The organism is Nocardia sp. IBHARD005 (assembly GCF_052814245.1).
This window is the reverse complement of the sequence record NZ_CP199935.1, coordinates 4,770,471-4,793,938: the sequence shown is the minus strand read 5'-3', so window position 1 is coordinate 4,793,938 and position 23,468 is coordinate 4,770,471. Positions and strand designations below refer to the sequence as shown.

Annotated in this window: 21 protein-coding genes and 3 pseudogenes; 12 read left to right on the top strand and 12 right to left on the bottom strand. The window is 64.9% G+C overall.

What is annotated here, in order from left to right; genetic code table 11:
• Window positions 1-187: 187 nt before the first annotated feature.
• From ACTWPB_RS22625 to ACTWPB_RS22615, 3 genes are all read right to left on the bottom strand, one after another.
• On the bottom strand, window positions 188-532 hold the full coding sequence (locus tag ACTWPB_RS22625; protein ID WP_446222572.1) for a hypothetical protein: 345 nt from the start codon (window positions 530-532) through the stop codon (window positions 188-190).
• A 104-nt stretch (window positions 533-636) separates the two neighbouring features.
• Entirely contained in the window at window positions 637-1,488 is an 852-nt protein-coding gene (istB, locus tag ACTWPB_RS22620) for an IS21-like element helper ATPase IstB (protein WP_446222571.1), read from the bottom strand.
• On the bottom strand, window positions 1,485-2,849 hold the full coding sequence (locus ACTWPB_RS22615) for a Mu transposase domain-containing protein (RefSeq protein WP_446222570.1): 1,365 nt from the start codon (window positions 2,847-2,849) through the stop codon (window positions 1,485-1,487). The genes istB and ACTWPB_RS22615 overlap by 4 nt, the downstream gene beginning before the upstream one ends.
• 457 nt (window positions 2,850-3,306) lie before the next feature.
• Between ACTWPB_RS22615 and ACTWPB_RS22610 the strand changes: the two genes are divergently transcribed.
• Window positions 3,307-4,554 carry an IS256 family transposase gene (locus ACTWPB_RS22610; RefSeq protein WP_446222569.1) on the top strand — a complete coding sequence of 416 codons (1,248 nt, stop codon included), beginning with the start codon at window positions 3,307-3,309 and terminating at the stop codon, window positions 4,552-4,554.
• Between the two features lie 87 nt (window positions 4,555-4,641).
• Window positions 4,642-5,592 (top strand): hypothetical protein, encoded by a 951-nt coding sequence (locus tag ACTWPB_RS22605; RefSeq protein ID WP_446222568.1) that lies wholly within the window; start codon window positions 4,642-4,644, stop codon window positions 5,590-5,592.
• 159 nt (window positions 5,593-5,751) lie between these two features.
• Here the strand turns inward: ACTWPB_RS22605 and ACTWPB_RS22600 are convergent, their stop codons facing one another.
• The 3 genes from ACTWPB_RS22600 to ACTWPB_RS22590 form a co-directional block, all read right to left on the bottom strand.
• Window positions 5,752-6,603, bottom strand: a complete 852-nt coding sequence (locus ACTWPB_RS22600) for an alpha/beta fold hydrolase (RefSeq protein WP_446222567.1) — start codon at window positions 6,601-6,603, stop codon at window positions 5,752-5,754.
• A gap of 83 nt (window positions 6,604-6,686) precedes the next feature.
• Window positions 6,687-7,931 carry an MFS transporter gene (locus tag ACTWPB_RS22595; RefSeq protein ID WP_446222566.1) on the bottom strand — a complete coding sequence of 415 codons (1,245 nt, stop codon included), beginning with the start codon at window positions 7,929-7,931 and terminating at the stop codon, window positions 6,687-6,689.
• Window positions 7,932-8,011: 80 nt separating this feature from the next.
• The gene (locus ACTWPB_RS22590) at window positions 8,012-9,214 is read right to left on the bottom strand and encodes an FAD-binding oxidoreductase (protein ID WP_446222565.1); all 1,203 of its coding nucleotides are present in this window, start codon (window positions 9,212-9,214) and stop codon (window positions 8,012-8,014) included.
• 355 nt (window positions 9,215-9,569) lie between these two features.
• Between ACTWPB_RS22590 and ACTWPB_RS22585 the strand changes: the two genes are divergently transcribed.
• Together ACTWPB_RS22585 and ACTWPB_RS22580 are read left to right on the top strand one after the other, a co-directional pair.
• Window positions 9,570-10,208, top strand: coding sequence for a TetR/AcrR family transcriptional regulator (locus ACTWPB_RS22585; protein WP_446222564.1), 639 nt, complete (start codon window positions 9,570-9,572; stop codon window positions 10,206-10,208).
• 40 nt (window positions 10,209-10,248) lie between these two features.
• Window positions 10,249-10,926 carry an NAD(P)-dependent oxidoreductase gene (locus ACTWPB_RS22580; protein WP_446222563.1) on the top strand — a complete coding sequence of 226 codons (678 nt, stop codon included), beginning with the start codon at window positions 10,249-10,251 and terminating at the stop codon, window positions 10,924-10,926.
• 434 nt (window positions 10,927-11,360) lie between these two features.
• Here the strand turns inward: ACTWPB_RS22580 and ACTWPB_RS22575 are convergent.
• The 4 genes and pseudogenes from ACTWPB_RS22575 to ACTWPB_RS22560 form a co-directional block, all read right to left on the bottom strand.
• Window positions 11,361-12,506 (bottom strand): annotated as a pseudogene (locus tag ACTWPB_RS22575) (IS3 family transposase).
• 279 nt (window positions 12,507-12,785) lie between these two features.
• Window positions 12,786-13,764: pseudogene (locus ACTWPB_RS22570) on the bottom strand (IS110 family transposase); the annotation flags it as partial.
• Between the two features lie 213 nt (window positions 13,765-13,977).
• A complete protein-coding gene (locus ACTWPB_RS22565; protein ID WP_446222562.1) occupies window positions 13,978-14,379 on the bottom strand; it encodes a hypothetical protein in 402 nt (133 codons plus the stop codon).
• Window positions 14,379-15,152, bottom strand: coding sequence for an SDR family oxidoreductase (locus ACTWPB_RS22560; RefSeq protein WP_446222561.1), 774 nt, complete (start codon window positions 15,150-15,152; stop codon window positions 14,379-14,381). Before ACTWPB_RS22560 ends, ACTWPB_RS22565 begins: the two co-directional genes overlap by 1 nt.
• A 68-nt stretch (window positions 15,153-15,220) precedes the next feature.
• Between ACTWPB_RS22560 and ACTWPB_RS22555 the strand changes: the two genes are divergently transcribed.
• A protein-coding gene (locus tag ACTWPB_RS22555) for an IS3 family transposase (protein ID WP_446226444.1) occupies window positions 15,221-16,533 on the top strand; the annotation gives its coding sequence in 2 pieces (ribosomal slippage) (window positions 15,221-15,494 and window positions 15,494-16,533; 1,314 coding nt in all).
• Here the strand turns inward: ACTWPB_RS22555 and ACTWPB_RS22550 are convergent.
• The gene (locus ACTWPB_RS22550; protein ID WP_446222560.1) at window positions 16,523-17,062 is read right to left on the bottom strand and encodes a hypothetical protein; all 540 of its coding nucleotides are present in this window, start codon (window positions 17,060-17,062) and stop codon (window positions 16,523-16,525) included. The two genes, ACTWPB_RS22555 and ACTWPB_RS22550, sit on opposite strands and share 11 nt — an antisense overlap.
• Window positions 17,063-17,203: 141 nt before the next feature.
• Here ACTWPB_RS22550 and ACTWPB_RS22545 point away from each other — a divergent pair, with 141 nt between their 5' ends.
• On the top strand, window positions 17,204-18,484 hold the full coding sequence (locus tag ACTWPB_RS22545) for a cytochrome P450 (protein WP_446222559.1): 1,281 nt from the start codon (window positions 17,204-17,206) through the stop codon (window positions 18,482-18,484).
• A 318-nt stretch (window positions 18,485-18,802) separates the two neighbouring features.
• On the opposite strand, the gene ACTWPB_RS22540 is transcribed toward ACTWPB_RS22545, so the two are convergent.
• Window positions 18,803-19,075, bottom strand: coding sequence for a hypothetical protein (locus ACTWPB_RS22540; protein WP_446222558.1), 273 nt, complete (start codon window positions 19,073-19,075; stop codon window positions 18,803-18,805).
• 524 nt (window positions 19,076-19,599) lie between these two features.
• Here ACTWPB_RS22540 and ACTWPB_RS22535 point away from each other — a divergent pair.
• The 6 genes and pseudogenes from ACTWPB_RS22535 to hypB form a co-directional block, all read left to right on the top strand.
• Window positions 19,600-20,283 (top strand): annotated as a pseudogene (locus ACTWPB_RS22535) (energy-coupling factor ABC transporter permease); the annotation flags it as partial.
• Entirely contained in the window at window positions 20,275-20,697 is a 423-nt protein-coding gene (locus tag ACTWPB_RS22530) for a PDGLE domain-containing protein (RefSeq protein WP_446226443.1), read from the top strand. The pseudogene ACTWPB_RS22535 and the gene ACTWPB_RS22530, both read left to right, overlap by 9 nt.
• The gene (gene cbiQ / locus ACTWPB_RS22525) at window positions 20,698-21,459 is read left to right on the top strand and encodes a cobalt ECF transporter T component CbiQ (RefSeq protein ID WP_446222557.1); all 762 of its coding nucleotides are present in this window, start codon (window positions 20,698-20,700) and stop codon (window positions 21,457-21,459) included.
• Window positions 21,456-22,175 carry an energy-coupling factor ABC transporter ATP-binding protein gene (locus ACTWPB_RS22520; protein WP_446222556.1) on the top strand — a complete coding sequence of 240 codons (720 nt, stop codon included), beginning with the start codon at window positions 21,456-21,458 and terminating at the stop codon, window positions 22,173-22,175. Before cbiQ ends, ACTWPB_RS22520 begins: the two co-directional genes overlap by 4 nt.
• Before the next feature lie 86 nt (window positions 22,176-22,261).
• Window positions 22,262-22,636 (top strand): hydrogenase maturation nickel metallochaperone HypA/HybF, encoded by a 375-nt coding sequence (locus ACTWPB_RS22515; RefSeq protein ID WP_446222555.1) that lies wholly within the window; start codon window positions 22,262-22,264, stop codon window positions 22,634-22,636.
• On the top strand, window positions 22,594-23,403 hold the full coding sequence (hypB, locus tag ACTWPB_RS22510) for a hydrogenase nickel incorporation protein HypB (RefSeq protein WP_446222554.1): 810 nt from the start codon (window positions 22,594-22,596) through the stop codon (window positions 23,401-23,403). Before ACTWPB_RS22515 ends, hypB begins: the two co-directional genes overlap by 43 nt.
• Window positions 23,404-23,468 lie beyond the last annotated feature (65 nt).

Here is a 23,468-nt window from a genome sequence, read left to right as displayed (position 1 = left end):
TATGGGTTCCACCGACTCGCGCGGCGAAGTTGTGATAGCGGTCAGGATCAGATCCCCGGCGCGGTAGCTGCGATCCAAGGTCCAGACCTCGGCTTTCCCTTCCTGGTTGAAGTAGTCCTTCAACGCATCCCGGTACGGCGTGCCGGTGGCGAGGTAGAGGCGACCACGACGCGGGAGTCTCGGTAGTTCACGCATCCGAGGTGGCACCTCCCTCTGGATCACTCATATGGTTCCAGATCGCCGCATCCAGCGGGGCTGCACTACAGCCCAATTCGTTGGCAGCTCGAGTGATCAGGGTGGTGATCGCACGGTAGTCACTGCCGACGATCCCGGCGTCGCGAACGAATCCGGTGATGTGCATGTCGACCGCGACGTGCCGGGCGGAGCCGACCAGAATTGCCAGGTAGTCAACGGTTTTGGGGCCGAATCCGTTCACTTGGCGCAGAGCTCGTCGCGTCTGGAGTTCACTTTCAACGCCGTCATAACAAGTTGCCAGGTTGCCTACTGTCTCGATGCCGAGCGTCTCCAGCACCGCAGTGAGGTCGGAGATGACGGTGAGCTTGCGCGATGTTGACGGCGCTCGCCGAATTTCCCCGCCTGTGCTCGCCGAGATTCCCCACCCGTGAGCGGTGTCGATTATAGAGGTTGCCGGTTCCCGGTCGTCGTTCGGCGGAGGTTCTCCGCGGTGGCCTGGTGGTCGCGGAGCCGGTAGGAATCCCCGTCGAGATTGATCACCATCGATCGATGCAGCAACCGATCCAATAGGGCCGCCGCGACGGTGTTATCGCCGAGGATTTCACCCCATGATCCGACACCCCGGTTCGTGGTGATCACGATCGAGGTTTTCAAATACCGTTGCGAGACAACCTGAAACAACGCCGATGCCGCTTCCGCGGGCAAGGGCAGATATCCCAGTTCATCGATCACCAGCAGAGTCGGGCCAGCGTAGTAACGCATCGTGGTGGCCCAGCGGCCCTCGATCGCGGCGCGGTGGCAGCGAGCGGCCAGGTCCGCGGCGGTGGTGAAGTAGGTGCGGTAGCCGGCGTGCGCGGCCGCGCGGGCCAGCCCGGTCGCTAGATGTGTCTTGCCGGTGCCCGGGGTGCCGATGAGCAACACGTTCGTCGCGGTTTCGAGGTAACCGCAGGTAGCGAGCTCGTCGAGCAGCGGCCGATCGATCCCGGACGCGGCATCGATATCGAAGTTCTCCAACGACGCCGGGGTCGGCAGGTTAGCGAACCGCAGCCGCCCGGTCAGGCGGCGGGCTTCGGTGTCGTCGACCTCGATCCGTAACAGCTTCTCCAATGTCGCTGTCGGGGAAAGCTGTTCGGCGCTGGCATGCTCGAGAACCGCTGGCAATGCTTCGGCGGCAGCGTGAAGTTTGAGCGTAGCCAGATGCGACCGCAGTTGTTGGTAGCGAGTCGCGGTCTCGTCCGCGCCGACCGCGGCCGTGACGCGGCGGCGAGTCTTTTTCGGTTCGGAGGCAGTCATTTTCGGCTCCTGGTGGTGGCGGCGCGCTCGTAGGCGCCCAGATCGATGACGGTGGCCGCGGGATCATCCGCAGCCGAGAGGGAGGCCTGTGCTGTCGCGGGGTCGACGGCAGCGCGTAGCGCCGCGGCGGCCGCGCGGGCGGCTGTCCCGGGTGGGATGCGTTCTTTGCGGCGGTGAGGTCGGCCGGAGTTGGCCGCGGCCATCGCGGCGGTGTCGAGCGCGACGACGTGTCCGTGGTCGCGCACCGTCGCGCCGAGTCCGTCGGTGGCGCGTTCGTGGCGGGCGATCACGATCCCGTCGGTCGTTGCGATATCGATGATCTTGCCGCGCAAAGGTTGTGCCACGATCACCGTCGCGCTGGCAAACTCCGGTGGCACCGAGTAGCGGTTGCCGCGCCAAGAGATCATCGCTTGACGCGACGCGACCCGGGGCTCGGCAACCATCGCTGGATAGGGCTCGGTCGGCATGGGCCGCAACGGTTCTCGCGCAGCGACAGTCGCGACGCTGGCGCGCCCCTCAGCGGTGGCGCGTAGTCGGGTGTCGGTGCGCAGCGAACAGAATTTGCCGAGAGATACTTGGGCTTGCTCGACGGTGACCTCGTCGGCCAAGGTGCGCCACCATCGTTGCGCGGCAGTGTGGTTGGCCTTCTCCACGACGCCTTTGCGGTTCCCGCGTCGGGGTGGGCAGATCGCGGGGACCACCGTGTAGTACTTCGCGACGGCGGCGAACGAGGCGGTGACTTGCCCGCTGGCGGGGTGGCAGACCGTGGACATGCGGTCGAACCGCCACGATCCGGTCAGCCCACCCAAGGCGCGGGCGACGCGGTCCAGGCCCTCGATCAGGTGGGGTTGATCGGTCGAGGGTGCCAGATAGCCGCGCCAACGGCCCGAATGGGCCAGCGAACCGACCAGCAGGTGCGCGTTAGCGCCCCACCCCCACGACGAGGGTGGGTTGGGCAAATCGACCCAGTCCCACTGGGTTTCGCTGCCGGGTAGGTGTGGGATGACCGCGTTGGGGCGTTCGGTCGCGGTCCGGCATGCTTGGCAGACCGGGCGTAGTGCCCGGGTGCGGATGTTGCGGGTCAGCGACTGATACGACAGTGCGAACCCCAGTGGTTCGAGTTCGTCCATCAAGGTCTGTGCCCACAGGTGTGGGTCTTCTTCCAGGCGGGCGGTGACGTAGTCCAGGAACGGTTCGAACGGATCGGGTAGGTGCCTTTTCCGCACGCCGGGGGTGCGTTCCCCGGCCAGATAGGCGCGAATGGTTTTGCGGTCACGGCCGGTATGGCGGGCGATCTGGGAGATCGTCCAGCCTCGTGCTCGTAGGGCGCTGATTTCCACATCTTCCTCACGTGTCAACATGGAAAAGCGGGCCTCCTCCGAATGAAAGTGCTGGTCAGGTGTGGTAACCACCAGCATCGGAGGAGGCCCGCCCTTCACGGCGGAGCCACACGGGCAAATGGGGAATTTCGGTGAGCGTCAGTGGGGAAGTTCAGTGAGCGCCATCAATGTGCCGCGCCAGCCAAGGAATCCCGGCAAATCTTCGGAGTCCAGTTGGCCTGACCCCCGGGGATGAGACCACACGCTATTAGAGTCCTGTTGGCCCCGACGAGGGCTGGAAGGGACACTGAGAGTTATGGCTGGTCGGAAGCGGCATTCCGCCGGAGGGGGAGAGTCCCCTGGAGTGGTGGGAATCGGATCAGTAGCCCCGCAACAGGTTTCGGGCGTGTCGCTCCCGACCTGAAGGCGGGCCATCGCGTAGTGGTGAACGAGTTACCTACCACAGTGACTCACCCACAGACCCACGAAGGACTACGCGATGACCCACGACCATTCTGCACTGCTGACCCAACTTGATCAGCTCAAGGGCGCCGAAATCGGCACCGTGTTCGCTGAACTGATCCGCGCTGGTTTGCAAGCGTTGATCGAGGCCGAAGCCACCGAAACCCTCGGCGCGGCCCGCTACGAACGCAGCACCGACCGCACCACCCACCGTAACGGGCACCGAACCAAAACCGTGGCCACGACCAGCGGCGACGTCGAGTTGAAGATCCCGAAACTGCGGGCGGGGTCGTTCTTCCCCTCGCTGTTGCAACGCCGCCGCCGCATCGATCAAGCGTTGCACGCGGTGATCATGGAGGCCTACGTCCATGGCGTTTCCACCCGCAACGTCGATGACCTCGTCGCCGCGCTCGGCGTCGAGTCCGGGATCTCGAAATCGGAGGTCTCGAGGATCTGCGCCGGGCTCGACGCAGAGATCGCCCGGTTCCGCGACCGCACTCTGACCCACACCATCTTCCCGTATGTGTTCCTCGATGCCACCTACTGCAAGGTCCGCGTCGGCGCCCACGTCGTGTCCCAAGCGTTGGTCGTCGCGACCGGGGTCTCGATCGACGGCGGCCGGGAAGTCCTCGGCACCGCCGTCGGTGACAGCGAATCGTTCGAGTTCTGGCGCGAGTTCCTGGTCAGCCTGCGTAATCGTGGCTTGTCGGGGGTGCATCTGGTGATCTCTGACGCGCACTCAGGCTTGAAAGCCGCTGTCGCTCAACAGTTCACCGGTGCGGCGTGGCAGCGGTGTCGGGTGCATTTCATGCGGAATCTGCAGGGTGCGGTGGGTTCGAAGCACGTGCCGGCGGTGATGGCGGCGGTCAAGACGATCTTCGTCCATACCGATCCCGACGAGGTCGCTACCCAGTACGACCAGGTCGTCGAGACCTTGTCTGGGTCGTTTCCGAAGGCGGCGGCGATGCTGACCGCCGCTAGACACGACGTGTTGGCCTTCGCGGCGTTCCCGCGGGCGCATTGGTCCAAGATCTGGTCGAACAACCCGATCGAACGGTTGAACAAGGAAATCAAACGCCGGGCTGACGTGGTCGAGATCTTCCCGAACTCGGCGGCGTTTCTGCGGTTGGCGACCGCGGTCGTGATCGAGCAACACGACGAATGGCAGGTCACCCGCCGTTATGTGTCCGATGTCAGCATGGACGAGCTGCGGGCGGTGATCGTGGCCAAGCAACACGCTGCCGAAGCGGTGCCGGCGCTCGCGGAGAGTGTCGAAATCGGCTAGCATTCAACATGACTCGTTGATCACTACGCAGTTTGGCGGTTGATCCGAAGTCCACCACTCCACGGGACACTATCCGTCGGCGCGCAGGTGCTTCCCGACAGAGACCGCGTTCTGCGGCGAACTGAGATCTTCATCAAGAAGAAGCTCGACGCCATCGACAACCCGGACGACCGCGCAATTATCCACGCCTTCATGGAATGGCACCACCTCCGCAAACTGCGAGGACAAGCCCTTCAGGCGCAACTGCGAGTTGGCCAAGGAGCTACCGCACGAACCGAGGTGAGCGCGGTCGCCGACTTCCTGCAGGATCTCAATGGCCGCGATCTGAGTCTGGCAACCTGCACCCAACGCCACGTCGACGATTGGCTGGTCGCGAACCCAACCCGGCCGCACCTCAACCAGTTTCTTCGGTGGGCAACCAAACGTCGCAACGCCCAGGGCATCGCTGCCGCCACCCCGCCGGACAGGCGAACACGGCACACTCTCGTCGACGGTGACAACCGACGATGGGCCCTGATCCAACGGCTGATCAACGACAGCGGTTTGGACACCAAGGACCGCGTAGCTGGCCTACTCGTCGTTCTCTACAGTCAGCAGACATCCCAGCTCGTCACACTCAGAGCCGACTGCATATCGTTCAACGAAAGTGGTTGCTGCACAATCACTCTCGGTTCCGTGCCGCTGAACGTACCGGAGTCAGTCTCTGAGATCCTCGCTGAGCTTCTTGCGCAGCGCCGCGGTCATGCTGCCGTCGGTGTTGGTATCAACCCGTGGTTGTTCCCCGGAGGCCTGACTGGCCAGCATCTGTCCGCGCAGCAGATGGGAGTTCGTCTCAGGCGGATCGGAGTGTCGCCGCTGCTTGCCCGGAATACGGCGCTGATCGCGCTGGCGGGAGAACTCCCGGCCGTTGTCTTGGCCAGGCTCCTTGGATTCAGCGTCAAGCGAGCCGTGGTCTGGAACGCGGAAGCCGGAAACACCTATTCCGGATACGCCGCTGCGGTAGCGCGGCGTTCTAGTTCTGGCCGAGTAAGCCGTTGAGAACGTGGTCTCCGGCGAGGGGAGCGGTGTCGAGCCTCGAGGAGATGGGTGTTCCCACATCGACGCTTGGGCGCCTCCGTCATATGCGCTGACCAGGCCGAGTACGGCTCTCCCGCATGCGAATCCGGCGAAATGCCGGGCGCATCGGTCTCGGCTACCTCACCGATGCAGGCCGTCGTCCGTGGCAGCGAGAAACTCGGCGATGACCTCGGTGAGCCGCTGCGGCTGGTCTTCGGGGAGCAGCGTGTAACTGTCCTCGATCTCGGCAAGCTGGGCGTCGGTGTACAGCGTGGCGAGGCGGCGGGCGTGTGCGATCGGCATCATCTTGTCCTCGGTCGCCCAGACGATGAGCACAGGTCCGGTGAAGGCCGCGTTGCGCGCGGCGATCTCGAGCAGTTCGGCGCGGCGCGGCACCGTATTCAAGTATTTGGCGAGGTCCCGTCGTACATCGCGATTGACTGTTGCTGGGCGAAACCACGCGTCGATCACGTCTTTCGGCACTGGGCGTTTGCTCATCCATCCCCAGGTCGCGGGCCCGCGCTTCCCCAGCTGGGTGTTGAGCACCGCCATGACAGTGCGAAGTCCGCCGGGGACCTTGGCGGCGGCGACGATGAGGCGAGCAGGTTTGGGCGGATAGTTGTCGTATGCCTCGCACGAGGTCAGCACGAGTCGACCGACGCGGTCGCTGCCACGCGTGCCGAGGAGGAGCTGCGCACCGCCCCAATCATTTTGGACCAGTGTGACATCCCGCAGGTCGAGTGCCTCCACGAAATCTCCGATCAACGCGGCCATACCGAGGAAGGACACGTCCCCGTCTTCGTTCATGGGCTTGCGATGTCCGCCTAGTGGCCAGGTCGGGACAATGCACCGGTATTCGGCGCGCAAGCTGCCCACCACATGCCGCCAACCCGAACCGTCCATGAGCAGCCCGTGAATGAAGACCAGCACTGGCCCGTGCCCGCCGGTGTCCTCGTACTCGATGACGCCGGCCGGAAGCTGTACTTCGAACATTTTGCTGTCTCCTCTGTTCATTCGTCCGGCGGGACCGAATTCGGTCCGCCTCGGTCATGCGTTGCTCGGCGCGGCTGATAAATTCACGCGCTGCCTACGCCGCGCATGCGCTGTTGCCGCCAGGTCGATGCGACCACGAAGCCGAATCCGATGCCGATGGCGATCAGGGGAACCATCATCTGCCATGACGTCGTCGCCTGGTCGTAATGCTGGACCAGTGCGCCATATCCGATGAATCCGGCGCCAGTGACGAGCCCGCCGACGACGAGGACCCGCATGCCGAACCTCGGCGCCAATACGCTGGCCGATGTCCCTGCTCCGATCGCGGTGGCGACCGCGAAGAAGAGTGCGGTGAGCCCGGCACGCAGGGGAGACCAGCCCAGGCCCACCTGCATGAGCAGCGTCCATACCAGGAAGAACCCGCCGAAACAGATCCAAAACAATAGCCAGCTGACAAGTCCGAGCGTGAACGGACGCGACTGGAAGAGACTGAGGTCAATCAACGGCGACCCATCGAGGCGCTGACGTCGACGTTCGTAGCTGATCAGCAGCACCAGCGCCACTGCCGACGCTCCCATCATGACGAAAGTCCATGCGGGCCAGCCAAGGCGGCGTCCCTCGGTGAGCGGATAGGTGAGCAACAGGATAGCCGCGGTGACCAGCGCGACACCGACCAGATCCAGGCGCGGTGCGGCGGCGGATCGGGACTCGTTCATCCACAACCAGGCGGCGATCAGCGTGATGATGCCGATCGGGATATTGACCAGGAAGATCGGCCGCCAGCTGAGCCCGAACAGATCCCACTCCACCAGCAGAGCGCCCAACGCCAGACCGACCGCCGTCGCCGATCCGCACACTGCGCTGTACACAGCGATCGCCTTGGCGCGTTCCCGTTCGGGAAATGATTCGCGGAGGATCGCGAGAATCTGCGGCACCATCAGACCTGCCGCGAGGCCCTGAAGGAATCGGGAGGCGATCAACATGGTCGGGCCGGAGCTGAGCCCACACGCAGCCGACGTGACCGTGAACAGCACCATTCCGACCATGAAGATTCGCTTGCGGCCGTACAGATCACCCAGCCGCGCACCGGTGATCAGGATCGCGGCGAACGCGAGCACATAGGCGGCGATGATCCATTCGATCTGGGCATACTGGGCGCCGAGATCTTCCTGAATGGTCGGCACTGCAACATTGACGATCGTGACATCGAGTAGATCCATGAAGCCGGCCGCCAATGTTGTCGCGAATGCGATCCAGCGGCGCGGGTCGGCCTGTGTCGAGTCGATACCCGACGGACCGGCCTTTTCTGGCTGAACGTGCGATACCACAATTCTCCTGTCTCAGTTCAATGTTGAGTTCAACTCGGTGCATCCGGTGAGCGTGGCGGGGCGTAGACGCGTTACCTTGATCAGCGCCCAGCGGCCGGGTCCAGAACGGGAAAGTTGCTGCGGAATACGCCGGTTGGATCCACGCTGCTCTTGACGCTGCGCAGTCGGTGCATAGTGCCGGGGTCGAAGGCGTCGGTGGCCGTTTGCGTGGGGCTCAGAAGTGTGAGCGGCGTTCGTCGGCCCCGTGACCGGTTGAGTGCGCTGAGGTACAGGTGGATCTGATTCTCGTTTGCCGCAGCGGCTTCCGGTGTTGGCTGACCGCTGATGAAGCTGATGTAGTAGGGCGCGGTGACGGCACCAGGCGAACTGTCCGACTGCCGCGCGATCGCCCCGCCCAGGTGGCGGATCTGGATAGCGCTCAGAGGTTCCATCGACGTCGTCAGCAGTGACTCGACATCGCCGTCGGTCAGCTCGTTCAGCAGCTCGACGTGCGAGCGAATCGGACTGGGAGTGGTGGGTTCGCCGACGATCGTGCCCAGCTCAGCAGGCGTCATCGGCCTGCGGCTGTCGGCCATGCGGCCGTCGATGCCGTCGAACGCTCCCAGCAGGGTCTGAGCTGTGATCGCGTCTCCGAGATAGGTGGTGTCGATGCCAACCATCGGCGGGGCACCGTCCATGCGCAGCAGGCTGAACCAGACTGTGAGCTCGTCGGGTGCCGTCGCGGTGATCTCCCGAAACGCGGCCATCACCTCCGCCGCGCGATCGATCGGCCACAGCATCTTTCCGCCATAGAGTGCCGATACCGGGTACAGCGTGAACTCGAGCGCAGTAACGAGTGCGTAGTCCCCGCCCCCACCCCGCAACGCCCAGAACAGATCCGGCTCCGACGACGCGGTGACCCGTCGCGCCCTGCCATCGGCGTCGACAACGTCGAACGCGGTGGCGCTATCGGAAGCCCAACCGAATCGCCGTGCGAACCAACTCAATCCGCCACCGAGGGTGTAGCCGGTGACCCCGACGACGGGTGAACTGCCCGCCACGCCGGTCAGTCCGTGTGGGCTGGCCGCGGACTGCACCTGACCCCAGTTGACGCCCGCACCGACCCGTGCGGATCGGGCGCCGGGATCGACCCGCACCTCGTTCAGCCGATTGGTGCGCACCAGGATTGTGCCGTCCACCGCATGCGAGGGGTTGTGGCCGTTCGGCTGCACCGTGAGTGCCCGGCCTGCCTCCCGGGCGTATCGGATCAGGGCAGGTGCGTCGTCGGCGTCGGCGAGTTCCACGACGGCGCGGACAGATTGATCGACGGTCAGATTCCACGACGTTCGGGCTTGATCGAAGCCGCCATCGCCGGGGAGAAATACACGACCACGAACGACGGCACGTAGCCCTGTGTCGTCGGTGGGTCCATCCGCCCCGGAGCCATTTGTCGTACACCCCGCAGCGAGGAGCCCCCCTCCCATGGCTAACAGTCGGCGCCGAGTCAGCTCAGCATCCTGGATTCTCCCGCCCTGACCAGCACTCATGACGTTCCCCTTGGTTCGGTTGTTTACGAAACAGTAGATGCCTGTTTCGTATCTGCAAATGCGATACAGAACACAGTTGTTTCGTAACTGTGCAGGGGATATGCTGCACCACGTGCTACCACCAGACGATGCCACCAGGCCGAAATCCGGCGGTCGCCCCCGGGATCCGGAACGCGACGTCGCGCTTCTGGCCGCCGTCAGCGAGATCCTTCCCGAGGTCGGATACGACCGGCTGACAATGGATTCCGTCGCTGCGCGAGCGGGCGCGAGCCGCGCCACCGTCTACAGGCGCTGGAAAGACAAGTCGGAGCTGGTTCGTGACGCGGTCCGAATGCTGGCTTGGACCGAACCATTGCCTGATACGGGCAGTCTGCGATCCGATCTGCTCGCCGTGGGCGCCATGTATCTCGACCGCAATGGCCCACGGGATGCGATCCTGTCCGCGATCGCGGCCGCCATCAACCGCGATCCCCAACTGCGTGAAACCGTGGAACAGGTCATCGCCGCGCCGCGCCGCGCCGCCTACGCCGCCATAGTCGAACGGGCCCGTGATCGCGGGGAGATTGTCGACGGTGCGGACACCGCACTCATCGCGGATGTAGTTCCCGCGATGATCTTCTACCGGCTTCTCGATTCGGGCGAGCCGGTGGACGGCACGTACTACCAGCGAATCATCGACGCCCTGGTCGTTCCCCTGTTGACGGGGTACTCCGCGGGCGATCCCGAACGGGATGAGACAGCAGCGCAATAGTTTTCACGGTGGAATACGCACGACATATCAGGGGGAAGCGATGAAGATTGTCGTATTCGGTGCCAGCGGCCCAACCGGTCTGAACGTAGTCCGTCAGGCAATCGACAGGGGACTGCAGGTGACCGCCGCAGTGCGCCGCCCCGACGAGTTCGCCATCGCCGATCCGCTTCTGCGCGTCGTGCGTACAGACGCACGAGACGGCGACTCGACCGCAGAGGCCATAGCCGGGCATGATGCCGTGATCTCGGTACTGGGGGGAACCTACACACTCAAGCCCGTATCGATCTTTACTGAAGGCGTCGGAAACATCATGCGGGCAATGGAAATGCATGATGTTCGACGCCTGGTCTGCGTCAGCTCGGTCTGCGTCGCCGGCACCGCGGCTCCGGGCGAAACCTTCCTTTTTCGGGCCGTGCTCCTACCCATCATGCTCACCCTGGGGCGTACCGCTTACGCGGATATGGGACGCATGGAGGCAGATGTCCGGAACAGCGGATTCGACTCGACCATCGTCCGCGCGTCCGGACTCTTCGACGGCACCATGATCACCGACTACACCCTGGCGCCGTCGGGTGTACCCGGCCGATACACCTCGCGCATGGATCTTGCCGATGCGCTGTTGGACGTGACCCTCGAGAACAAGTTCGTCGGTGCATGCGTCGACGTGGTCACGTCCACCGGGACGCCGCGCCTCGCCGACACTTTCCGTCCACGCTAGCTCTAGTTGAGATCGTGGACTCGCCACGATCTGCCAACGGCAATGGCCGACCTTGAGTCGGCCGTCGAGGTGGTGACTGCTGATCGAGCGTCAGCGCGAACACCTGGGGAACGGCCAGTCGCGTCGGGCGCGTCAGCCGGGCTGGCCACGGTATCGATTGACCACCACCTATTGGGACAGTTTCAACACCGCGTGTTCCCAATAATAATGGCGACCGCAGCAGCGACCGCAGGGAGCGCGGTGGTGTGCAAGACAGCTTGGGCCGCGTTGCCGACGATGCTGACTCCGGCGGCGATACTGAGCTCGGACCAGAAGAAAACGTGCGCACGAGCCGTGCGCACGTTGTCGTTCTCCGTCTGATGAATTCCGGTTGATGTGGGTGGTGTGGCGGTCGGGACTGCCCCGGAATGAGTTGACTCGCGGGTTGTAGTGGTTCAGGCCGCGAGTGGGGCCTGGTTCAGAATCTCATACTCGACCGGAGTCAGTCGTGACAGGCCACGCTGACGGCGCCGCCGATGGTAGGTCCGCTCGATCCACGACACCATCGCCAGGCGGAGTTCTTCCTTTGTCGCCCAACGTTTTCGGTCTAACACATTGTGTTGTAGCAGCGCGAACCATGATTCCATCGCCGAGTTGTCCGCGCATGCGGCTACCCTGCCCATCGAGCCGCGTAATCCGTTGTGTGACAACAGATGCACGAACTTTCTGGAACGAAATTGGCTGCCTCTGTCCGAATGTACGATCGTGGCGGTCGGTGACCGTAGCCCGATCGCGTTGCGCAGCGCTGAACACGCGAGTTCGGCGGTCATTCGGTCGTCGATGCTGTAGCCGACGATGCGGTTGGACCACACGTCCTTGACTGCACAAATGTAGAGCTTGCCCTGGTCGGTGCGGTGTTCGGAGATGTCGGTTAGCCATAGCTGGTTGGGGCCAGAGGCGGTGAAATCCCGCTGGACCAGGTCGTCGTGGACCGGCGGACCCGGCCGGGTGACCATGGCGCGTCGACGGGCGAAAGCGCTGTAGATCCCTTGCAGCGAGCACAGGCGTTGGACACGGTTTTCGCCGGGCTTCGAAACCGAGGTCAGCGAGCTCGTCGGCGATGAACCGGTACCCGAACTCGGGATCATCGGCGTGGATATCGAGCGCGGCGTTGATCAAATGGGCGTCATCCCAATCGCGTTGGGACACCGGGTCTTTCACCCATTTGTAGAAAGCTTGTTTCGAGAATCCCAATACCCGGCAGGTCACCGCGACCGGGATGCGGTCAGCGGCTAGATCAAGGACCAGCGGATAGGTCATTTTGGGGGCAGCTCCCTGGCGAAGAACGCGGCCGCTCGTCGCAGGATCTCGTTTTCTTGTTCGAGCAGTTTGGTTCGTTTACGCAGTTCACGGAGCTCTTCGGTCTCGGCTGTGGTCAATCCTGGCCGGTTGCCGTCGGCGACGTCGGCCTTCTTGAGCCAGCCCGCGAGGCAGCTTTCCGAGATGCCGAAATCCTTCGCGATTTGCTTCAGCGGTGCTTGGCCCTTGCGGGCCACAGCGATGACGTCACGACGGAATTCGTCGGGGTAAGCCTTGGGCACGGTGGTTCATCCTCTCACGGAGGAGACTCGCTGGACTCCTCAGGGTAGGAGTCAACCAAACCCGGGGCAGTCCCGTGTGCGATGCGGCCGATGTGGTGTCGAGCCGTCCGTTCGACGAGTCGGGTCAAGGTGACCTTCCGCCCGAGGGCGTATGGGTGAGCCGCAAGGGCGATCGATCCTATGTTTATGACCTCGTGCGCGCCGAAGCTCAAGCGGCAGTTCTGGGATTCGGTAGGGCCGCTTGGTTTTCAGCATCGCGTAGAGGACGTCGCAGCGTCATCGGGCCAGGTAGATGAGAGCGGCGTTGTGCTTCTTTCCCTCAGCGCGTTTGCGGTCGTAGTAGGTGCGCGAGGCGGGTCGTGCAGGGCGGCGAACGCGGACAAGAACAATGCTCGTTTGAGCTTGTGGTTGCCCGGCCGGGACGGGAACTCGCCGCGGATCGAGCTGCCTGATCGGTGGGTGATCGGGGCGATGGCAGCGTAGGAAGCCAGGTGGCAGGCCGAGGCGAAAGCGGTGCCGTCGCCGACTTCGAGCAGGATGCGGGCGCCGACCTGGGAAAGAGGGTGATCGGCCAACATCTCCTCGATACCAACTGCCATCTATTTCCGTTGCAGCAGAACAGTTTTCAACGGGTCAGCGAGTTTCGGCAGAATGGTCTAGGCGGCATGAGAGCCGGGAACGACGACAGTTTGGGCGGGCAACGCCGCGAGGATTTCCTCGACCAACCGGGCGCCCATGCGGGGCGCGTGTTTGGTGGCGATGGCGGTGAGTTTGCGTCGACCCGCGGCCCGGATTCCTTCGGAGCCGCCGCAGCGAGACAGGATTTCCAGCACGGCCGGGTGGGCAATGCGGGGTCCGAGGACGCGTTCGAGGGCGGGGTGGATGCTGGTGAGCAGCCCGCGGATGCGGTTGCTGGTGCGCGTCGCTTCTCCGGCCAGGTCGTCGTCGAACCCGACGAGAACACCGAGCTCGGTGAGGTTTCATCGCCGGTGTCGACCTGGCGCAATGTGTGCGGCATGGTGCGGGCGGCGTCAGCGATGATGTGGGCGTCTCGGGCGTCGGTCTTGGACTTGCCTGGGTAAAGGTCGGCGATGCGGCGCATTGATAACCCGGGGAGGTAGGCGATGTCGTGGCCGCAACCCCGAGCGACGGTCACTGGGAGGGCGCCGATGGTGTCGGGTTGATCGACCACGATCAACAACCGTCCGCGGGCGGCGAGCTGGTCGAATACCGCCCGTAACCGGGATTCGTCTGTTGGGCCGACCGACGACGAGTCGGTCACGCGGCGTCGGCGCGCTGATGCCGTTTCAGGTCTCGACCGACCGAGAACTCTGGGACCGTCCATCTCCCGCCATCGGCGGGCTCGGCCCGGGCGCCAGCCCGTGACACACCAACAGCTCCTACACTGCCTCGCCCCGGGGTCTGCCAACTGCTGAATCTCTGCGGTCCGAGCCGGGCTGCCGACACCACGTCAAGTCCGGGAGGGCGACGCCGTCCGAATCGCGAGCACGAGCAGACCTGCCGACAGAAGGACCGCGAGACCGAGCAGCGCGAGCAGTATCGCCCCGGTCCGGGGCGCGAGGTGACCGACCATGGCCACATGTATGAGGAAGTGCGGGACGGTCCAGACCGAGTACATGACCAGAGCGGTGCGGGTCAGCCAGGGACTCATACAGATTGTGGCCGCGCCAAGGACCACGAAGCTGGCCAACGTCATCGCGCCGTAGTCACGCATCAGATGCTCGTTGTAGGCCATGCCCATACCGACCACGTCGAGCGCGAAGAAACTCGCCGGGAAGAACAGCGCCCACACGCCGACAACCAACTGGGTCGCGGTGAGGAACCCCAGGCCCGCACGAAGCCACCCGTACATCACCGGCCCCCTTCCCGCTCGCCGCGCGCAGCGAGAAACTCCTCGAAGGTGATCCGCCCGTCCGCCCGCTCCGGCGTGAGGTGCAGGCCCGCACGGAAGTCCCGGATTGCCCTGCCGGGCAAAGGTACCGCCCACACCGGTCTGCGTCGGCCGACGGCCCGCAGGTACATACGGGCCAGGTCAGTGGCCGCACGTATCTGTGGGCCGCCCAGATCCGGTAGACGTTGCCTCGCGGGACCCTCCGCGGTCGCGACGAGCCGACCGGCCACCTCGGTGACATCGATCGGCTGGAAGTACACCTTCGACGGCATCGCGGTGAACGGCAATGCCCGCTGGGCGTCGCAGATCTCGGCGATCAGATCGTGGAATTGAGTTGTCCGCAGGATGGTCCACGGCAGCCCGGACCGCTGGATGAGGGCTTCGCACTCTGCTTTCGCGCGGTAATAGCCGAGTGCGTGGTCGTCGATGCCGACGATCGACAGGTACACCAGGTGCGGCTGGCCCGACGCCTGTGCGGCCTCGAGCAGGGCGCGGGTCGCGGCCATATCACCGCGCCCGTTGGTGGTGGCCAAATGGATGATCACATCGATACCGTCGACAGCCTCGGCCAGCCCGCTGCCGGTGCGCAGGTCGCCGACCACCCAGTGGTGCGCCGCCGGAGCACGTTCCGAACGTGTCAATACCCGCACGTCATGGCCCGCGTCGAGCAGCTGGGGCACCAGTACGCGTCCGACCCGGCCGGTACCGCCGGTGACCAATATCCGCTTCGTCATCTGTTCCTCCGTAGTGAATCCCCCCGGGTTTGGTGCTCACCTTCCTTCTCGAGGAAGCTGAGATCACCATGCCATCGAAGTACGACAAAGCGACAAAGGCCAAGGCCGTCCGGCTGGTCGTCGAGCACCGAGACGACTACGACAGTGAGTGGGCCGCGATCACCGCGGTCGCGTCACGGCTCGGGATGACCGGGGAAACCCTGCGTAAATGGATCCGCCAAGCCGCGATCGACACCGGCACCGCCGAGGGTGTCTCGACGGAATCGGCGAAGGTGATCCGCGAGCAGAAGCGTAAGATCGCCGAGCTGGAACAGACGATCGAAATCCTCAAGGCCGCAACGACTTTCTTCGCGCGGGAAAGCGACCCGCGACACCGATAGTGTGTGCGTTCATCGCCGAGCATCGCGCTCGGTTCGGGGTCGCTTCGATCTGCCGTGTGCTCGCCACGCATGGCGTCAAGATCGCCCCGCGAACCTTCCACGCCTGGGTCGCACGGGCGCCCTCGAAACGGGCCATGTGGGACACCACGATCACCGAGATCCTGGCCAGGATCTACGAACCCGACTCCGAGGGTCGAAGGGCTCCGGAATCGCTCTACGGGCCCGAGAAGATGTGGGCGCACCTGCAACGACAGGGCATCACCGTGGCCCGCTGCACCGTCGAACGGCTGATGCGCGAGCACCGCTGGCGTGGTGTCACGCGTCGCAAGAAGGTCCGAACGACCGAACCGGACCCGGCCGCATCACGGGCACCAGACCTGGTCGATCGCCAGTTCCGGGTCCCGGCACCGAACATGCTGCTGATCGCGGATTTCACCTACGTTCGCCTGGTCACCGGCGTATTCGTCTATACCGCGTTCGTTATCGATGCCCACGCCGGCCGGATCTTGGGCTGGGAATGCTCGACCAGCAAGCACACCGCGTTCGTCGAATCCGCCATCCGGCAGGCGGCGGCCGTGCGTGCGCGCGAAGGGGATCCCTTGTCGGGCAATACCATTCACCATTCCGATGCCGGGTCGCAGTATACGTCTTGGCGGCTCGGGGAGACGCTCATGCTCTCTGGCATGGTTCCCTCGATCGGATCAGTTGGCGACGCATACGATAATGCCTTGGCGGAGAACACAATTGGGCTCTACAAGACCGAAGCCGTTCGCGACGATTCGCCGTTCCGGCGAGGCCCGCTACGGCGGCTGGCTGACGTCGAGCTCCTGACCGCGGATTGGGTCGGCTGGTTCAACAACTCCCGGTTGATGCACCGCCTCGGACGCAGACCACCGATCGAGTATGAAGCCGACTACTATGTGGAGATCGATCCCACCGCGCTCTCGACGACGTTCACCATGACGGCCAGGTCGGGACCCAGCGGCCGAATTAGTAGATAGCAGCCCAGTATTCGTTCACGGTCCATGTCACCGCACGGAATTCGGGGTGTTTCGGGTCGTCGGTGACGGTAATCGTCGCGCGCGCCAGGTCGACCTTCATGCCATCAGCCACGAACTGCTGGCTATTGGCGGTGAAAGTGAAGAAGGCTCCTTCGAAGGGGTCCGGTCGTAGCGCCGGCGCTGCCGCCCGCATGATCCGGGTGCCAGTCTGGTCCTCGCACACGACGAATTGCTGGTCGCCGCCCACTTGACTGCCCTGAAAGGTGGTCACCGGGCGCCCAGTGGTCTGACTGACCAGCAGCACCAGCCGTTCGGTGCCCTGACATCGGGCGAACGAATCGCGGTAGCCGTAGGTGTCGGTGCCGTCGGGCAATGTGCCATCGGTCTGCGTCGGTCCGGCCGTCGTGCTGGTGCGCGGCGCTGACGGGCTGGGCGAGGTCGCGGCGGTGTTCTCGCCGGAACACGCCACCATCGAACAGATCAACGCGGCCCCCGCCAGCACCCGAAAGCCTTTCCGTGCTGAAATCATCTACGGAGACTAACAATTCAGACAGAACGCCGTTCTGCCGCGCTGCCCGCGCGGCAGCGAACACGTGGACGTCCAGATCGACGCCTGGCCCGAGCTACCTGGGTTACCGTGGAGTGAGGTGTCTAGGAGAGGACCGTCGCCATGTACCCGCCAGGCCCCCGATTACCCGCGATCGCGCAGACGATTCGGTATGTGCAAGCGCGGGAGCGGTTCATGACCGCCACCGCTCGCCGTTACGGCGACACCTTCACCCTGCGCATGGTGCCGCCGTACGCCCGACATCTGGTCGTGTTCACCCGCCCCGAACACGTCCGCGAGATCTTCGCTGCTTCCCCCACCGACCTGCACGCCGGCGAGAGCAACGGCATCCTGCGTCCGCTGCTCGGCGATCATTCGGTGCTCATCACCGACGAAGCCGAGCACGCTCGCGCCCGCCGCCTGCTGATGCCCGCCTTCACCGGGCCCGCCCTGACCGGTTATCGCAAGATGGTCGAGCAGATCGCCGCCACCCACGTGGAGACCTGGCAGGCTGGGTCGACGGTCCGCAGCCTGGACGCGATGACCGGGATCACCCTCGATGTCATCGGCGAGGTGGTGCTCGGTGTCGCCGATCCGCGCCGCCGCGACCTACTCGGTCCACCCATGCGCCGCATCACCGACATCGCCCCGCTCACCCTGCTCGGTTCCCGCTACCCAGCCCTACGAAATCGCGGACCCTGGAAACGGTTCCACCACGACCGAGCCAGTCTGGACGCCCACCTCTACGCCGAGATAGAGCAGCGTCGCACTGGCAGCGACGCCCCTGGCGCTGATGTGCTGTCGCGACTGATGGCAGCGGGCAGCGGCGACGACACCCCGCTCACCCCAGACGAACTCCGCGATCAGTTGGTCACCCTGCTCGCCGCCGGGCACGAGACGACCTCGGCCGCACTGTCATGGGCGCTACGCGAACTGGCCGCCAACCCCACCGAGCAGGACCTCGCCCGCCGAGCCGCGCTCGACGGCGACACCGTTTACCTCGAAGCGGTGATGAAGGAAGCACTGCGCTATCACTGGGTCATCGGAGGGGTCGTGCGAAAGCTCACCCGCGACATGATGATCGGCGGCCACGACCTGCCCGCTGACACCGTCGTCGCGACCTCGATCCTGCTCGCACACAAGCGGCCCGAAGCCTTCCCGGACGCGGTGTTCCGGCCCGGTCGCTTCCTCGACGGCAGCGTGGCGCCGAATACCTGGCTGCCGTTCGGCGGTGGGGTGCGCCGGTGCATCGGAGCGGGTTTCGCGCTGATGGAGGGTGCGGCGGTGCTCCAAGAGATCCTGCGCCGCCACGTCCTGTCACTGCCTGCGGCCGCGACCACGCGGGGCCGGGTCCGCAATATCACGCATGTGCCGTCCGACGGGGCACCGATTCTGGTCAACTGAACAGCGCACCACCCACAACGAAACGCGAACTGGCTGTGACGTCCAGAGGCACCGCGAGTTTCGGGAGGCCCTGCTCGAGCAGGGAGCTTCGGGACGGGCTCGACGCGGCGAACCAGGATGGCCACTTGCGGGCGGGCCCTTCGCGGCTGCCGATGTCGGTGCGTTCTGAAGCTCGGAACAGGCGGCCCTCCACGGTCGGTTTTCGGCCGAATTTCCTTACTGCTCAACGATGTTCGGACCGTGATGTACGACTGCAACTCCGCGACGGAAACGACGACCTACGCGGGCGGTGTGGAGTCGAAAGTCTGGCTCTGGGTTCTAGGTCGAGTTGGTCGAGCGCCCCCAATGGTTTGCTTGCCGTTCTGGATCGACGGGCGCCAGGTTGAGGGTGATATGCATGTCGTCGGCGCCAATCGATGCCGCACGTGCGAGATCCGCGAGGACGGCGTCAGTGAACATCGTTGGGCGGATGCGGCGCTTGGCGATCGTGATCTTTCCTGCCTGGCTGAGTTGCTCGCAAATTCCGGTTACGGTCGACCCGGTGGTGTCCGGCGGCAGGTCAGGTCCTTGCAAGATCTTCTTGGCCTGCAAGTCCGCGTGGAGGACTCGGTAGTCCTCCCAGGGAGTCGCGACAGATCGACTCGATGCCATGGACCTGGCGGTGTTGATCGATGAATCCGGCGATCAACGGTGTCGCGGGTCGAGTTCCCGCGCTAAAATAGCTGGCGCCAACTTCAGGATCTCGTTGGCCTGCTTCAGTTCTCGGTCCTCTCGACGCAACTGCTCGAGTTCGAGCTGCTCGGCTGTCTTCGCTGCGGAATGGGCTTACCCGGATTCGGCTGGGCTTTGAGGATCCATTGACGCAGGCTTACTCTATGCGCGGCAGCGCGCACACTGTATGCTCCCCGCGCGAGCGGGGATGAGCTCTCGAACAGGCGGATTTACTCGGGGCTGAGGCGACCGACGAGTCCGGGCGGCCCGTAGTCGACCGGGACATCGATGGCGTAGATGAGCTGCAACAGGGCGCGGTGGTGCTGCGTTCTCACGTGCCGTCGAGAGCTGGATATCCCATTATCTGTTCACATGGACAGATAAATGGCGTAGTGTTCTGATAGGTGAACGGCAGCACCGTGGCAATGCACATGAGCGACGGCATCGTCGATGCGCCGACGTCGCTGATCTTCGCGGGGATCGCGGCGGCGGGGCTCGGGCTCGCGGGCTGGCGAGCGCGAGCCGAACTCGATGAGCGTGCGGCGCCGATGGCTGGGCTGGTGGCCGCGTTCATCTTCGCGGTCCAGATGGTGAACTTCCCGATCCTGCCCGGTGTGAGTGGGCACCTGCTGGGCGGGGCGCTGGCCGCGATCCTGGTCGGGCCCTACCTCGGGGCGTTGTGCGTGGCGATCGTGCTGGTCGTGCAGGCGCTACTGTTCGCCGACGGCGGGCTGACCGCACTCGGCACCAACATCACGAACATGGCCCTGATCGGTTCCGGCATGGGGTATCTCGTCGCCCGGGCCGGGGTATCGCTGCTTCGCCGGCGCAGCGACACCGGGATCGGTGTGGTCGCATTCGTCGCCGCGCTCTTCGGAACACTGTGTGCTGCAATGGGTTTCGTCGTCGAGTACGCAATCGGCGGGGCCGCTGGTTCGACGGTCGGAGCGGTCGCGGGATACATGTTCGTCACCCATGCGCTGATCGGGATCGGTGAAGGCATCATCACCGCGATCACCGTGGTCGCGGTGGTGAATGCACGACCGGACCTGGTCTATGTGCTGCGCGCGGCGGGGCCGGTGTCCACCGCAACGTCGCCCGCTCGTGCGCGTCTGTCCTTCACCGGTTTCCTGTGGGCGTTCGCCGCCGCCGCGGTGCTCGTCGCCGGCGTGCTGTCCTACGCCGCGAGCTCGCAGCCCGACGGACTCGACGCCACCACCCAGCGCGGGTGCTCCACGATCGAGGTGAACGGGGCCGAGGAACTGCACGGTGAGTGCATCGCGCAGAGCGCCGAGGAACACCGGTTCGCCGGTTCACCGCTGGCGGACTACGCGATCGACGGCAACAGTGATCTGGCCGGTCTGGCGGGCGTCGTCGGCGGTGCGGCCGCCTTCGCCGTGCTGTTCGCGGTGGTCCGCACGATCCGGATCGGTCGCAGCGGATCGCGCCCGGCGGCCCGCGCGGGTGACGCCGCGGTGCGGTCGGATGCGGAGCTGGAGTAGGTGAGCGGCCCGGTCCGCCGGTTGTATCTGGCGGGGACCTCGCCGGCGCATCGGGCGCCGACCGAGGTGAAGATCGTCTGTGCGGTGGTCGCGGTGTTCGCGGTCGTGGCCACACCACGGGAGTTGTTGTGGCCGTTCGGCTGTTATGGCCTGGGTCTGGTCGCGCTGTGGCGGTGGTGGGGAATTCCGCTGCGCTGGATCGCGCCACGTCTGCTCATCGAGTTGCCGTTCGTCGTGCTGGCGATCCTGCTGCCCTTCGCCGCCGGACAGCCCCGCACCGAGGTCCTCGGACTGTCACTGTCGGTGGCCGGTCTCTATGCTGCGTGGGGCATCATCGCGAAAGGCACTATCGGCGTGGGCATCTCACTGACCTTGGCCGCGACAACAAGCGTGCGCGCCTTGCCCGAGGGGCTGACGCGGCTACGCGTGCCCGGCACGATCGTCATGATCGTGGTCCTGATGCTGCGCTACGTCGACGTGCTGGTCGCCGAGGCGGCGCGCATGCGGCTGGCGCGGATCTCGCGCGGCGACGACCCGCGCACACTGCGTCAAGCCGGTGCGACCGCACGTGGCGTGGGCACCCTGTTCCTGCGATCCTACGAACGTGGCGAACGGGTCCATCTGGCCATGCTGTCGCGCGGATTCGACGGCACCGTTCCCGATGTCGGCACCGAGCCTGCCACCCGCAGGCAATGGCTGCTCGGTTGCCTGCCGGCGGTCGCCGCGATCGCTGTCTGTGCTGGTGCTTGGATGGTGCGGTGACCGAACCGACGACACCGGCGGTGCGGGTGGTCGACCTGACCTTCGCCTATCCCGACGGGACCGGCGCGCTGAACGGGGTGAATCTGCAGATCGCGCCGGGGGAGCGGGTGGCCGTCCTCGGGCCCAACGGCGCCGGGAAGTCCACGCTGATGCTGCACCTGAACGGGGTGCTCACCGCCACCTCGGGGGAGGTGCACATCGGCGGTGTGCGGCTGGACCGCGACAGTGTTCGCGCCATTCGGCAGCGAGTCGGTGTGGTGTTCCAAGACCCCGACGACCAGCTGTTCATGCCGACCGTGGAACAGGATGTCGCGTTCGGGCCCGCCAACTTCGGTGTTCGCGGCGAAGCCCTGACCGAGCAGGTACTCGCTGCGCTCGCCGCGGTGGGGATGACGGATCGGGCCGGTCGCTCACCGGCGCACCTGTCGCTGGGCGAACGCCGCCGCGCCGCGCTGGCTACGGTGCTGTCGTGCCGACCGGAGGTTCTCGTCCTCGACGAACCGGCCGCCAACCTCGATCCGGTAGCGCGCCGCGAGCTGGCCGAGATCCTGCTGTCGCTACCAACCACCATGCTGGTGGTGACCCACGATCTGCCCTACGCGCAACGGATCTGCGAGCGGGTCGTCATTCTCGACGCCGGCGAAGTCGTCGCCAATGGCCCCACCGCCGACATTCTCGGCGATACCGCGCTGCTGGCCGAACACCGGCTGAGCTGAGCATTTGTCCTCCGGTCGACCATCGCGTGGGCGGGTTGCGCAGGAGTAGCCTGAGTGGGTTCATCCCTCGACGAGCCGAGACTGCGATGCACGAGATGGCGATCACCCAGAGTGTCATCGACGCCGTATGCGAACACGCGGCGGGAGCACAAGTGCACAGCGTGCTCCTGGAAGTGGGCGTGCTGTGCGCTGTCGTTCCGGATGCGATGCAGTTCTGTTTCGAGCTCGCCGCCGAGGGAACCCTCGCCGAGGGTGCGTGCCTCGAGATCGACGTGGTACCCGGCCGCGCGGTCTGCCGTAGCTGTGGCGCGGAGTTCACCATGCTCGAGCCGATCGCCCTGTGCGAGTGCGGCAGCGCCGATGTCGAGATCAGAGCCGGGCACGAACTCCGAATCCGGTCGATGGAAGTGAGCCGAGAATGTGCGCAACCTGTGGATGTGGCGACGACAACGCCGCGGTGATCACTCTCCCGCACGAGCACGAGCACGAGCACGACCACGAGCCGCACCGGCACAGCCATGGTCACGGCGGCGATCACGTGCACCTGCCGGTGACCGAGACCATCACCCTCGAGCAGAAAGTCCTGGCCAAGAACGACCGATTGGCCCAGCGCAACCGTGACTGGCTCGCCGCCCGCGACATCCTGGCGCTGAACATGACCAGTTCACCCGGCGCGGGCAAGACCACCCTGCTCGAACGCACGATCCGCGAGTTCACCGAGGTGCCGATCGCGGTGATCGAGGGCGACCAGGCGACCCTGCTCGACGCCGAGCGGATCGGGGCGACGGGCTGTCGGGTCGTGCAGATCAATACCGGCGCGGGCTGTCATCTCGACGCCGAGATGACCTACCGTGCGCTCGAGTCCCTCGATCCAGCGCCCGGCACGCTGCTGTTCGTCGAGAACGTCGGCAACCTGGTGTGCCCGGCATTGTTCGACCTCGGCGAACACGGCAAAGTCGTGGTGATCTCGGTGACCGAGGGCACCGACAAGCCGCTGAAGTATCCGCACATGTTCGCCGCGGCATCGCTGGTCCTCGTCAACAAGATCGATCTGCTGGACTATGTCGACTTCGACCTGGACAAATGCCGGGAATACGCGGCTTCGATCAACCCGCACGCGCAGATCCTGCCACTGTCGGCGACCAGCGGTTCCGGCATGGCGCAGTGGTACGACTGGCTCCGGCGGCAGTGTTCAGCAACTGTTGAGGATCACTCACCCGCGACATAGACTGACGTGATCAGGATCACGTCGCAGGTTCCCGCGAGCCCGCGATTCCCTGCTTCAGAAAGTGG

Bases quoted from the DNA above. Each gene is read 5' to 3' on its own strand.
- ACTWPB_RS22580 (WP_446222563.1), top strand. From the start codon at position 10,249: ATGAAGATTGTCGTATTCGGTGCCAGCGGCCCAACCGGTCTGAACGTA.
- istB (WP_446222571.1), bottom strand. From the start codon at position 1,488: ATGACTGCCTCCGAACCGAAAAAGACTCGCCGCCGCGTCACGGCCGCG.
- ACTWPB_RS22545 (WP_446222559.1), top strand. From the start codon at position 17,204: ATGTACCCGCCAGGCCCCCGATTACCCGCGATCGCGCAGACGATTCGG.
- ACTWPB_RS22565 (WP_446222562.1), bottom strand. From the start codon at position 14,379: ATGTACGGGTGGCTTCGTGCGGGCCTGGGGTTCCTCACCGCGACCCAG.
- ACTWPB_RS22550 (WP_446222560.1), bottom strand. From the start codon at position 17,062: ATGATTTCAGCACGGAAAGGCTTTCGGGTGCTGGCGGGGGCCGCGTTG.
- ACTWPB_RS22615 (WP_446222570.1), bottom strand. From the start codon at position 2,849: ATGTTGACACGTGAGGAAGATGTGGAAATCAGCGCCCTACGAGCACGA.
- ACTWPB_RS22600 (WP_446222567.1), bottom strand. From the start codon at position 6,603: ATGTTCGAAGTACAGCTTCCGGCCGGCGTCATCGAGTACGAGGACACC.
- hypB (WP_446222554.1), top strand. From the start codon at position 22,594: ATGTGCGCAACCTGTGGATGTGGCGACGACAACGCCGCGGTGATCACT.
- ACTWPB_RS22610 (WP_446222569.1), top strand. From the start codon at position 3,307: ATGACCCACGACCATTCTGCACTGCTGACCCAACTTGATCAGCTCAAG.
- ACTWPB_RS22560 (WP_446222561.1), bottom strand. From the start codon at position 15,152: ATGACGAAGCGGATATTGGTCACCGGCGGTACCGGCCGGGTCGGACGC.
- ACTWPB_RS22515 (WP_446222555.1), top strand. From the start codon at position 22,262: ATGCACGAGATGGCGATCACCCAGAGTGTCATCGACGCCGTATGCGAA.